This is a genomic window from Microbacterium sp. dk485 (assembly GCF_004570445.1).
GTDB lineage: Bacteria > Actinomycetota > Actinomycetes > Actinomycetales > Microbacteriaceae > Microbacterium > Microbacterium wangchenii.
The window spans coordinates 163523-175150 of sequence record NZ_SPQW01000001.1 but is presented as its reverse complement, the minus strand read 5'-3'; the positions used below and the strand labels follow the sequence as shown (position 1 = coordinate 175150).

General features: G+C 71.3%; 13 protein-coding genes. 6 read left to right on the top strand and 7 right to left on the bottom strand.

Annotation, left to right across the window (positions count from 1 at the left end; all coding sequences use genetic code 11):
* Positions 1-2: 2 nt before the first annotated feature.
* From E4V99_RS00850 to E4V99_RS00835, 4 genes are all read right to left on the bottom strand, one after another.
* Positions 3-410 (bottom strand): HIRAN domain-containing protein, encoded by a 408-nt coding sequence (locus E4V99_RS00850; protein WP_135116060.1) that lies wholly within the window; start codon positions 408-410, stop codon positions 3-5.
* Between the two features lie 49 nt (positions 411-459).
* Positions 460-1287: a universal stress protein gene (locus tag E4V99_RS00845; RefSeq protein WP_135116059.1), complete on the bottom strand. Its 828-nt coding sequence runs from the start codon at positions 1285-1287 to the stop codon at positions 460-462.
* A gap of 106 nt (positions 1288-1393) precedes the next feature.
* Complete coding sequence (locus tag E4V99_RS00840) at positions 1394-2878, bottom strand: thioester domain-containing protein (RefSeq protein ID WP_135116058.1); 1485 nt, start codon at positions 2876-2878, stop codon at positions 1394-1396.
* An 11-nt stretch (positions 2879-2889) separates the two neighbouring features.
* Positions 2890-4320 carry a thioester domain-containing protein gene (locus E4V99_RS00835; RefSeq protein ID WP_135116057.1) on the bottom strand — a complete coding sequence of 477 codons (1431 nt, stop codon included), beginning with the start codon at positions 4318-4320 and terminating at the stop codon, positions 2890-2892.
* Between the two features lie 335 nt (positions 4321-4655).
* Between E4V99_RS00835 and E4V99_RS00830 the strand changes: the two genes are divergently transcribed.
* Positions 4656-5405, top strand: coding sequence for a response regulator transcription factor (locus E4V99_RS00830; protein WP_135116056.1), 750 nt, complete (start codon positions 4656-4658; stop codon positions 5403-5405).
* Between the two features lie 47 nt (positions 5406-5452).
* Here the strand turns inward: E4V99_RS00830 and E4V99_RS00825 are convergent, their stop codons facing one another.
* Positions 5453-6292 (bottom strand): SDR family oxidoreductase, encoded by an 840-nt coding sequence (locus E4V99_RS00825; RefSeq protein ID WP_135116055.1) that lies wholly within the window; start codon positions 6290-6292, stop codon positions 5453-5455.
* A gap of 159 nt (positions 6293-6451) precedes the next feature.
* Between E4V99_RS00825 and E4V99_RS00820 the strand changes: the two genes are divergently transcribed.
* From E4V99_RS00820 to helR, 4 genes are all read left to right on the top strand, one after another.
* Positions 6452-6790 (top strand): sugar ABC transporter ATPase, encoded by a 339-nt coding sequence (locus E4V99_RS00820; RefSeq protein ID WP_135064632.1) that lies wholly within the window; start codon positions 6452-6454, stop codon positions 6788-6790.
* Positions 6791-6850: 60 nt separating this feature from the next.
* Positions 6851-7516 (top strand): SDR family oxidoreductase, encoded by a 666-nt coding sequence (locus E4V99_RS00815; protein ID WP_135064635.1) that lies wholly within the window; start codon positions 6851-6853, stop codon positions 7514-7516.
* Between the two features lie 38 nt (positions 7517-7554).
* Entirely contained in the window at positions 7555-8634 is a 1080-nt protein-coding gene (locus E4V99_RS00810) for a crosslink repair DNA glycosylase YcaQ family protein (protein WP_135064638.1), read from the top strand.
* Positions 8635-8767: 133 nt separating this feature from the next.
* Positions 8768-10957, top strand: a complete 2190-nt coding sequence (helR, locus tag E4V99_RS00805) for an RNA polymerase recycling motor ATPase HelR (protein ID WP_209305569.1) — start codon at positions 8768-8770, stop codon at positions 10955-10957.
* Here the strand turns inward: helR and E4V99_RS00800 are convergent.
* Complete coding sequence (locus E4V99_RS00800; RefSeq protein WP_135064644.1) at positions 10949-11134, bottom strand: hypothetical protein; 186 nt, start codon at positions 11132-11134, stop codon at positions 10949-10951. The genes helR and E4V99_RS00800 overlap by 9 nt on opposite strands.
* Positions 11131-11316 carry a hypothetical protein gene (locus tag E4V99_RS00795; protein ID WP_135064647.1) on the bottom strand — a complete coding sequence of 62 codons (186 nt, stop codon included), beginning with the start codon at positions 11314-11316 and terminating at the stop codon, positions 11131-11133. Before E4V99_RS00795 ends, E4V99_RS00800 begins: the two co-directional genes overlap by 4 nt.
* A gap of 153 nt (positions 11317-11469) precedes the next feature.
* Here E4V99_RS00795 and E4V99_RS00790 point away from each other — a divergent pair, with 153 nt between their 5' ends.
* Positions 11470-11628 carry a hypothetical protein gene (locus E4V99_RS00790; protein ID WP_135064650.1) on the top strand — a complete coding sequence of 53 codons (159 nt, stop codon included), beginning with the start codon at positions 11470-11472 and terminating at the stop codon, positions 11626-11628.

Here is an 11628-nt window from a genome sequence, read left to right as displayed (position 1 = left end):
GGTCAGACGGGTTCGTAGGAGCGCACGAAGCCGCGCAGCGCGTCTTCTTCCGGAAGGTCGACCCACAGGCGGATGCTGTCGGCGTCGGCCCCGACTCCGTTGACCAGCGCCGCCCCGCCCAGCTGATCCAGCAACGGCGCCATCCGCTCGGCACGCACCGTCGAGACGTATCCGATGCTGCGCCCCTCGGCGTACACCGCGATGGCCGACGGATCCCGCCGGTTCCCCGGCTCGCGGCGGAGCACATAGAGCCGGTCGCCGGCCAGCCCGCGCTCGGGATCGTGCACGCGGTACTGGGTGCCCTTCACCCGCACACGCGTCGAGGCGAGCTCCCGCAGGTCGGGGAGGGCGGAGTGGTCCAGCGCCGACATCGACAGCAGATGTCGGACGCGTTCCCACCAGATAGGCATCCTTCGACAGTATCCGCCGGCGCCTGGGAGACCGCCCGGCCGGAGCCGGTCAGCGTACGACGGCGGTGGCGGTGGCGAGGGCGAGCAGGACGTCGTGGCTGGTGGACCCGAGCAGGAACCGGGCGACCGCCCCGCGGCCGCGTGACCCGACGACGGCGAGCCGCGCCTCTGCCGCCACCTGGTTCAGCAGGGTGGCGGGGTCGCCGGCTTCGACGATGCGGCGCACCTGCAGGTCGGGATAGTCCTGTGCGAGCCCTGCGAGCGACAGCCCCAGGGCCTCCTCCGCCAGGCGCTGCGCGTTCTCGCGGTAGTCGTCGGGGTAGGTGATGACACCCAGGGGAGCGGTGACCGGCATCCATGCGGTGACGGCGATCAGCGGCTCACCCTGGCGGTCGGCTTCGGCCGCGGCGAATCGGATCGCGGCCTCGGACAGGTCCGATCCGTCCACTCCGACCACCACGCCGGTCCGGCCGGACAGATCCGACTGCGGCACGACCACCACGGGGCACGACGACGCCGCGGCGATCCGCACACCGTGCGGGCCACGGGCCACCCGTGAACCCGTCCCCCGGTAGTCGCTGCCGATGACGAGGAGATCGGCGTTCTCGGATGCGGCGAGCAGCTGCTCGACGGGCTTGCCGCGGGTGACCCGCACCTCTGCGCCCCGCAGCTCCTCGGCCATGCGTTCCAGGTGCCCTCGGGTGACCGCAACGGCATCGTCGACCACGGCGCCCTCGCCGACCACGCCGAGCGCGCCACCGACGACCGACATCAGCACCAGCCGATCGCCGCGATCGGACGCGCGCTGCGCCGCCCATTCCGCGGCCCGGCGTGCCGCCGGGGAGTCATTCATGCCGACCAGGATCGTTTCGTTCATGCGTATGCCTCCGCTGCCAGCGTATCGGCGTGACATCCACACCCCGTGCAGCGCGGGGCGCCGGGACGGTGCTCAGCCGCTCCGTCGCGCGTCACCGAGTCCCGTGTCACCGCGGGGTGGCCGCGGCGCGCCTGCGCCGCGTCAGGCTGGCGAGGACCAGCAGCGAGCCGACCACGAGGCCGCCGGCGCCGGCCCAGAGGAGAGGCGCGGGAGTCTCCGCTCCCGTGGCCGGGAGCACCCCGGGCACCTCTGCGCGGCGCGTCACCGTGTTGGTGATCGTCGCCGTTGCCCCCGTCTCGGGGATGACGACCTCCTGTGGCGCGTCGGTCGTCACATCCACCATGGACGTCGCACCGGTCGCGGGCTCAGCGATGACGCAGGTCGCTCCGACGGCGATGCCCGGGAAGGTGAAGACCTGGGTCGTGGATGCGCCCTGCGGGATGTCCGCCACCCGCGCCACGCCGTCACCGCAATCGACGGTCAGCTGACTTGCCCCTTGTTGGCCCACTCCGGCGCCCGTGAAAGCCTTGTTGACGGTCAGACTGGCCGCCGCGAAGAACTGGGCAGGCGCTTGGGCGGTGGCCTCCAACGTGGCGGTTTCGGCGAGGATGAGTTTTTGCAACTCATCGACGCCCGGTGCCAGACCGTCATAGAGGTACACCCGCCCGCGCTGGACTGTCACGACCGCTCGAGCGCTCAGCAGCGTCTCGTCTACCGCGTCGGTTCCGCTGCCCACCCACACCTGGGCCCCCGAGGTGGTCGTATAGGGGTTGGGGAGAGGAGCGGTGGCCGCCGCGTCGCCGTACATCGTGTACCCGTCGGGCACGGAGAGGGTCACGCTGGGCGCGTCCGTTGCCACGGTGAACGGGCCGGCCGCCGACCCCACCGGCGCGGCGGCAGCGGGCGGAGTGATGGACACCGCCGGGGGAGGCGGCTCGGTCACAGGGCCGTTGAGCTGCGCGGCCGCGATGATTCCTGCCGTCGCTGCCCGTATCGGCAAACCTGCGTTCAGGATGAAGCCGTCCGTGAAGTACCAGATGGCCGATTGCACGGCGGCGGCCTGTTCGCCTTCGGACAGACCCGCCGGTTCGCCGGGGACCGCGGGGTAGAAGTTGTTCAGAATGTAGGTGACGTACCCGAGGTTCTGGACGTTCGATTCGTCCCACGTTCCGTTCTCGTAACCGCCGCCGATCTGGGTCCCGACGCGGATGTCGATGCAGTACATCTCCGCGGTCAGTGCAGGATCCGTCACGCTCGCGGTGTTGATCAGCGCGGTGAAGCCGCCGCCCTGGGTGTATTCCGCGGGGGGTGCAGCGGGGTAGGGCGCCGTCGGGTCCTGCGGCGTCGGGTTGGCCGGATACCCTCCCGTCAACCTCGCTCCGGCTCCGACGCCGGTCACCTCGATATCGGTGTTCGGTCCGTCCGGCGATTCGATGATGGGAGACTCCTCGGTGAGCCTCGCTTGGGTGGACCCGCCGGCCCAGAGGAGGACGAAGGTGAGCGCGGCCAGCGCGGCCGCCGCCCAGAGGACGGACGCGGGGAGACGTCTGCGGCGGTTCCGGGATCGAAGACGAGGGCGCGAGTCGGTCACGGGGTGGCCTTTCATTGGTGAGGGGGGACCGGCGGATGACGTCGGAACCGGCTCGCCGTCACCAGCAGGGCGCCCCCGAGCAACCCCGCGAGGCCACCCCACAAGAGCGGCAACGGAGTCTCCGTGCCCGTCGCCGGGAGAACTCCGGGCCTCGCCGGGAGAACTCCGGGCACATCCGCACGCCGTGTCACGGTATTCGTGACCGTCGCCGTGGCGCCTGCCTCGGGAATCGCTACGCTCTGCGGGGCATCGGTGGTCACCGCCGCCGCCGGGTTTTCGCCGGTCGTGGGCTCGGTGACCACGCATGTGGCCCCCACGGGGATGCCCTCGAAGGTGAATGTCTGCGTCGTGCTCACCCCTGCCGGGATGTCGGCGACGCGGGACTCACCGTCGCCGCAGTCGATGACGAGCTGGACCGCGCTTTGCTCACCGGCGCCGTCGCCGGCGAACGTCTTGTCGACGGTGAGGGAGGCGGCCGGGACGAACTGCGCGGTGGCCTGCGCGGTGGCGTCGAGCTCGGCGGTGTCGGCGAGGATCACGGACTGTGCCTCGGTGATGCCCGGAGAAAGGCCGTCGTACAGGTACACCTGGCCGCTCTGGACGGTCACCACCGCCCGCGCCGAGAGGACGGTCTCGTCGACGGCTTGCGTGTCGCTGCCCACCCAGACCTGCGTCCCCGATGTCGTCGTGTACGGATTGGGAAGCACCGCCGATCCCGCGGCATCCGAGTACATCGTGTAGCCGTCGGGCACGGAGAGGGTGACCGACGCGGCGTCGGTGATCACTGTGAACGGTCCGGCGAGGGTTCCCGCCCCCGCGACGTCGGACGACGGGGTGATGGAGACGGCCGGTGGCTGCGGCTCGTCGAGCGGACCGGCCGCCTGCGTGGCGGCGATGACCTCCGCCGTCGCCGCGCGCACGGGGGAATCGGCGTTGAGAACGAAGCCGTCGGTGAAATACCAGATGGCGGCCTGAACCGCCGCGGCGCGATCACCTGCCGTGGTCGCGCTGGCCGGTGCGTCCGGCACGGCCGGATAGAAGTTGTTGAGGATGTACGTGACCTGTCCGAGGTTCGGAACGGTGGACTCGTCCCACGTGCCGTTCTCGTAACCGAGGCCCGGCCCCGTCGGCGTCCGGATGTCGATGCAGAACACCTCGGCGGTCTGGCTCGGGTCGGACACGCTGACGGCGTTGAGGAGGCCGGCGAACGCGTTGTGCGGTGTGTAATCCGCCGGCGGTGCCGCGGGATAGGCCGCTGCGGGGTCCTGTGTGATCACGCTGGGCGGGTACGCGCCGGCGACGCTGCGGCCGCTTCCGGTCGAGACGAGCTCGATGTCGGTGGCCGGTCCGTCGGGGGACTCGGCGATGGGGGTCCCTTCGTCGGGCACGTGCGCATAGGCGGCCCCGCCGAGAGCGAGGAGCGCCACGGTCAGTGTCGCCAACGCCGCTCCCAGGCCAGCTCTCGCGGATCGTCCGCGCCGCCGCGGGCGCAGAGGGAAGGGTCTTAGAGAGGTCACGGAGCGGCCTTTCGTCGGCGGCGGGGACCTACGCGGAGGATCCGCGGCGGTGGCCTCGTCGGCGTGTGAGGACGCCTGCGAATGTGCTCGTCCATGGCGCCTCCGGGGGTCGGTTCCAGTGAATTGCTCCGAACAAACCCCCGGTAGGGCATAAAGTCCCGGGCCCGCGATCCGCTCCCTTCCGGGCAACTTCCGCAAGCCCCTCTTGCAATCGGTGCTGAGGTGCTTATGGTGTCTGGACCTGGACGGGAGGTGCCCCCATGTTCGGAGAATCGGTAACCGCGCCTGCGGTGGTCCGGCAGCGTACTGTCGGCCAAGAATCGGTCCTCATCAGGATTTTCCTGATTCATTCCCACGAGATATTCCGACGAGGCTTACGAGATCTCATCGGTGCGGCGCGCGACCTGGTGGTCGTCGGCGAGTCCGGATCGGTGCATGAGAGCGCCCGCCGGATCGCGGTGAGCCTCCCCGATGTGGTCATCGTCGACGCCGTCCTTCCCGACGGCAACGGGATCGAGCTCGCCCGCAGCATCCGCGCGAAGAACCGCCGCGCCCGCTGCCTCATACTCGGCCGACCCGGCCGTGAGGAGGTGCGCGGGGATGCGGCGGCCGCCGGAGCCCACGGCTACCTGCCGGACGATGTGCAGGCCCGCATCCTGCTCGACGTGATCCGACGGGTGGCACGCGGGGAGCAGGTCGCCGCGCGCATCGCCGTGTCGCCCAGGCCCGAGCCGGAAGCGACCAGGGCGCCCGGCGGTGATCCTGATCGGGATCCGCACTTGACCACGCGAGAGCGGCAGGTGCTGCGGCTGATCGCCTCGGGCATGAGCAACCGGCAGATCGGCGAGCAGTTGGGCCTGGCGGAGAAGACCGTGAAGAACTACGTGTCGGCTCTGCTGGCGAAGCTGCACGTGCAGCGCCGGACTCAGGCGGCGATCTACGAGATGACCCACAAGCCGGGCCTCGACGCGGACCCGTTGCCGACCGTGAACCAAGCGGTCGCGAGATGAACAAGGGGTCGGTGGCGAGACCTCGACGACCCGCCACCGACCCGGTCTCACAGGATCGGGTTGCCCCCGGTCACCGCGATCCGCGCCCCCGAGACGTAGCTGGCCTCATCCGAGGCGAGCAGGACGTAGACGGGTGCGAGTTCGGATGGTTGCCCAGCGCGCTTCATGGGCACCTGCTGGCCGAAGCTCTCGACCTTGTCCGGCGGCATCGTCGCCGGAATGAGCGGAGTCCACACCGGACCCGGCGCGACGCTGTTGGCACGGATCCCTCGCTCGGCCAGGAGCTGCGCGAGGGAGGCGGTCATGTTCGCGATCGCGGCCTTCGTCGCCGCGTACGGCAGCAGCGTCGGTGAAGGCTGGTCGGAGTTCACCGAGGACGACCCGATGATCGACGCGCCCGGCTTGAGGTGGGGCAGCGCCGCCTTCACGAGGTGGAAGAACGCGCTGACGTTCGTCGCCCACGTGTAGTCCCACTCCTCGTCGGTGACCTCTTCCAGCGTCGGATGATCCATCTGGAACGCGGCATTGCTGACCAGGATGTCCAAACCCCCCAGCTCCTCGACCGTGCGTGCCACGAGCTCCCGGCAGTGGGCGGGATTGGAGATGTCCCCGGGCAGGAGGATCGCCTTGCGGCCGGCCTCCTCGACGAAGGCCTTGGCCTCCTCGGCATCCTCGTGCTCGTCGAGATAGCTGATCGCCACGTCCGCACCCTCGCGGGCGTACGCCAGGGCGACGGCCTTGCCGATGCCGCTGTCACCACCCGTGATGAGCGCGACCTTCCCCTCCAGTCGGCCGGAGCCGCGATAGCTGTCCTGCCCGTAGTCGGGCTTGGGGTCCATCACCTGATCGGATCCGGGCACCGGTTGCTGCTGCGCGGGCTGGCTCATGCGCGACCTCCTCGTTCGTGGATTCCTGACCCTTCGATGCGACAACATGCCGGCGATTTCTTCAGTGGGGTTGACACGGACGGCGGGAGCCCTCCCTGTCAAGGGCCCCCTTGCCCCGGCGACGACGGCGTTCGATGGAGGGAACCGAGAGGAGCAACGATGAGCGACACGAACCGCGATTCCATCGCCGAGACGGAGGAGGCCGGCATCCAGCCGCTGCGTGACGGAGACACCTCGATCGAACCGGACCCGGCGGCCGATCCGGCCCAGGCGGAGTGGGAGGAGACGATCGCGCTGGATGAAGGCGCGTCGCCGGAAGACCTCCACCCGGCCACCGCGACGGGGGACGATCCCGCCCAGATCCCCAGCGACACGGACGAGATCCCGGCCGAAGACCGGGTGGCCGACTGGCAGCAGCCCGAGACGCAGGGCCTGGACCCGGAGATCGCCGACCTCGGCGAGGAGGGGGAGGGCGACCTCGCCCCCGAAGACTACTGACGGACCTCCCCGGCGGCGCGCGTCGCGCCGCCGGGCGGGCGCCCGCGTTAGCCTGACACGATGCGCACCGCCCTGATCACCGGCATCGCCCGCACCGGTGGCATCGCCGAGGGGATCGCTCCCAGGCTCCGCGCGGACGGGTGGCGCGTCGTCACGAGCGACCTCGACTCCGGCGACGTCCCGTGCGATCTCGCCACGGCGGAGGGCCCGCCGGCACTCATGCGTGAGGTGGGCCGCGTGCACGGCCCGATCAGCGCGCTGATCCTCAGTCACGCGCACGACGTCGAGTCGGGGGTCCTCGACACCACGGCGGAGAGCTTCGACCGGCACGTCGCCGTCAACGCCCGCGCGAGCCTCCTGCTCGTGGCCGCGTTCGCCCGTCAGGTGCCGCCCTCCGGAGGCGCCGTGGTGGCCCTGACCAGCGACCACACGACCGGCAACCTCCCGTACGGGGCGTCCAAAGGCGCTCTGGATCGCATCGTGATCTCGGCGGCCCGCGAACTCGGCCCCCTCGGCATCTCGGCGAACGTCCTGAACCCCGGCCCCATCGACACCGGCTGGATGGACGACGACACGCGCGCGGCGCTGACGGCCGCGCAGCCTCTGGGCAGGCTCGGCACCCCCGCCGACATCGCCGAGGTCGTCGCGTTCCTCGTCTCCGAGGCCGGCCGGTGGGTGTCGGGACAGCTGCTGCACGCCGACGGCGCGTTCTCGGCGCGCTACTGATGCCGCGGCGTGTCACACCCCGGCGCTAGCGTGGGGGTGTGACGCACCGCCTCACGCTCGACCAGGCCCGGCGCATCATCGTGCGCGCCCAGCTGCTGGATGCCGAGCGGCCCGGCGACGTCGTGGAAGTGGCCGAACAGCTCGGGTACATCGGCATCGACCCCACCGCGACGATCGCGCCGTGCGAGCACACCGTGCTGTGGTCACGGATCGGATGGTCGTACGAAAGCGGACAGCTGCGCAAGGCGGTCGAATCCGACCGGCTTCTGTTCGAGTTCGACGGCACATTCCAGCCGATGAGCGCGCTGCCCCTCCTGCTCCCAGAGATGCGCACGTGGCCCCGGCGCGACAGCAGTAGGCAATGGCTCGAGGCCAACGACCGCTTCCGCACGGACGTGATCGCCCGGCTGCGGGCGGAGGGGCCGCTGCTGAGCACCCAGATCCCCGACACCGCACAGGTGGCCAAGGCGCCGGACGGATGGTCCGGCTCGCGCTCCGTGCCGCACATGCTGGAGTTCCTGATGCGCCAGGGCGTCGTCGCCGTCAGCGGACGGGAGGGCCGGCACCGCCGGTGGGATCTCGCCGAGCGCGTGTACCCCTCCGATCTGCCGCAGTACTCCGATGAGGAGGCGGAGCACCTGCGCCACGAGCGGCGCCTGCAGGCGGCGGGCCTGGCCAGGGAGAAGTCGCCGTGGACGCGTGTCGGCGACGCCGGCGAGCCGGCCGTGATCGAGGGCCTGCGCTCGAAGTGGCGCGTCGACCCGGAGGCGGTGGCCGCACTGGAGGAGGATGCCGGGGGGCGGGCGGCGCTGCTCAACCCCTACGACAGTGTGCTGTTCGATCGCCCGAGGCTGCGCGACGTGTTCGGATTCGCGTACGTGCTCGAGCAGTTCAAGCCGAAGCCGCAGCGCCGGTACGGCTACTTCGCGCACCCGATCCTGCTCGGCGACCGCTTCGTGGGGATGCTGGACGCGGAAGTGGACCGTGCGCAGGACGTCCTGCGAGTCAACGCCGTGCACGAGTTCCTCCCCTTCGAGCCGGAGGAGGACGAGATGATACGGGCGGAGATCGCCGAGCTGGGGGAGTGGCTCGGGCTGACGGTCACGGGTCTGCGGTGAGCCGGGTCTGACCTGTCGTGCCCGCCACGTCCAGGATATCGCGGGGGCCGGGGCTTGCGGCAAGACCCCCTTGGGGGTCGAGACTCGTTGCCCTGCCTGCCCGCCCCGGGGCAGCCAGGATGCTGGAGCACCCGTGACCCCCACTGCTTTCGCCCTGCCCGCGTCGCGGTCGGCCAAGGCCGACCCGCATTTGATCGCCGATGACGAACGGCGCTTCGCCGCCATCGCCGCGCACCTGGACACCACTGTCGCGGCCCTCTCGGCTCGCCGCGACGCCCTCCGCCGCCAGCCGGGAGGCAGCGGTCAGGCCGCGTTGGAGCGCGACCTCGAGATCCACCGCGTGAGCGCACGTCTGCGCACGTTGAGTCGGTACGGACCGGACCTCGCCCTGGGACGGATCGTGCGCACCGGCGACCCCGAACCGGAGTACATCGGCCGCTTCGGCCTAACCGACGGCGACGGACGGCAGCTGCTGATCGATTGGCGCAGCCCGGCGGCGGAGCCGTTCTTCGCTGCGACGCATGCCCATCCGCTCGGATTGCACAGCCGCCGCCGCTACCGCTGGCTGGGCGGGCGGGTCGACGACTACTGGGACGAGGTGTTCGGCGCGGAGGACGCCGAGGCGCGGCACGCCGCCCTGGACGAGGAGTCCGCCTTCCTCGCGGGCCTCGGCGTGGCGCGCACGCCGCGCATGCGTGATGTGCTGTCGACCCTCCAGGCCGATCAGGACGCGATCATCCGAGCGCCCTCCGACGGCGCGCTCGTCGTGGACGGCGGCCCCGGCACGGGCAAGACCGTCGTCGCGCTGCACCGCGCCGCCTACCTGCTGTACGCCGATCCGCGGCTGGCGCCCGGCCGCGGCGGCGTGCTCTTCGTCGGCCCGCACGAGCCCTACCTCGCCTACGTGGCGGACGTGCTGCCGAGCCTGGGGGAGGACGGCGTGCTGACCTGCACCGTCCGCGACCTGGTCCCCGAGGGCGCGTACGCGCGCGAGGAGAGCGATCCGGAGGTCTCGCGCCTGAAGGCGTCGGCGACCCTCGTCCGTGCCGTCGAGGCGGCCGTGCGGGTGTTCGAAGAGCCTCCCGGGACTGCGCTGGTGGTGGACACGCCCGCCGCACAGGTGGTGCTCACGCCCACCGACTGGGCGGACGCCTTCGCCGCCGCCGAACCGGGGACGCCGCACAACGAGGCCCGCGAGCAGGTGTGGGACGCCCTCGTGGAGACCGTCCTCGCGCGCGTGGAGACCGACGAGGTCCCCGAGCGGATGCTGCGGCGCTTCCTCGCCCGCGACGAACAGCTCGTACGCGTGTTCTCCCGCGCATGGCCGCTCCTGGACCCGGGCTTCGTCGTCTCGAGCCTGTGGAGCGTGCCGGCCCTGCTGCGGCGGTGCGCGCCGGAGCTCGGCGCCGCGGAGCTCGAACTGCTGCGCCGCACCGACCCGGAGGCATGGACGGCGGATGACCTGCCGTTGCTGGATGCCGCCCGCCGGCGTCTGGGTGACCCCGACGCCGCTGCGCGCAGACGACGCCGCGCCGCGGAGGTGGCAGCCGAACGCGACGAGCGATCCCGTGTCGTAGACGATCTGATCGCGGCGGATGACAGCGACCTGAAGCTCATGACGATGCTGCGCGGCGAGGACGCCCAGTACAGCCTGTCGGGGCGCGAGGACGAGGAGCCACTCGAGCACCGCGATACGCTCGCCGGCCCCTTCGCCCATGTCGTCGTGGACGAGGCGCAGGAGCTCACCGACGCGCAGTGGCTCATGCTCCTGGCCCGCTGCCCGTCACGGAGCTTCACGATCGTCGGCGACCGCGCGCAGGCCCGGCACGGGTTCTCCGAGTCGTGGACGCAGCGCCTGGCCAGGATCGGCCTCACCCGCGTCCGCGAGGAGCGGCTGCGGATCAACTACCGGACGCCGGCGGAGATCATGGCCGAGGCGGAGACCGCGATCCGCTCGGCCGTCCCCGACGCCGTCATTCCGGTGTCGGTGCGACGCAGCGGCATCCCGGTGCGTCGGGCCGCCGTCGCCGAACGCGACCGGATCGTCCGCGAGTGGCTCGGGGAGCACCCCGAGGGAACGGCGTGCGTGATCGGCGACGCCACCTTCCCCGACTCGGTGCGGGTGCGGTCGTTGCGTGCGGAAGCGGTCAAGGGGCTCGAGTTCGACCTCGTCATCGTGGTGGCGCCCGAGACGTGGCCGGCCGGTGTCACCGGCGCGGTCGACCGGTACGTCGCCATGGCGCGAGCGACTCGCGAACTGGTGATCCTCAGCGATACCGGGACGGGCGCGGCGCGCGCCGAGCCCGCACGGGCGTCAGGCTGACGGTGCGCCCGGATCGAAGGAGCGCAGCATGTCCTCCTCGACGGCGTTGTCGGCGTCGAGTTCGTCCTCGGTGCGCTCATCGCCACCGGTGGGGGCGTCGTCGCCCGTGGGCGCGCCCTCACCCGAGGGCGTCGTGGGCTCCGCCGAGCCGGGGTTCTCCTGCTCGGGCGTGCTCATGAGGCCGCTCCGTCCTGGTCGGCGGCGATCGCGTCGGCGTCGGCGCTGTTGACGAGGTCGTCGTTGACGTCCTCGTCCAGCACCTCGTCGCCCTCGACGGTGCGGGTGGCGTCGACGTCGGCGTCCTGCGCGGCGGAGTCCTCCCCACCCGGGACGATGGGGGGCAGCGGGTTGTTCGTCATGAGAGCTCCTCTCCTTCCCCCCGACGCTACGGTGAGCACCCGCACCTGCGGGCGGGGTTGTCCCGGGCCGGGCCGCGGGTGTAGACCCTGTCCGGTCGGCCGCCGGGTGTCAACCCCTGGAGACCCGGCGCGCGCACCGGCCACGCTGGAAGCATGGTCGGAGTCGCAGTCGTCCTTGTCCTCGTCGGTCTCGTTCTGCTGCTTCTGGGCATCTTCGTCCAGGCGGTAAAGTTCCTCCTGTGGGTCGGCGCGGTGCTCCTGATCCTCGGGGTCATCGCGTGGCTCATGCGCTACATCCGCCGCCAGACCTGA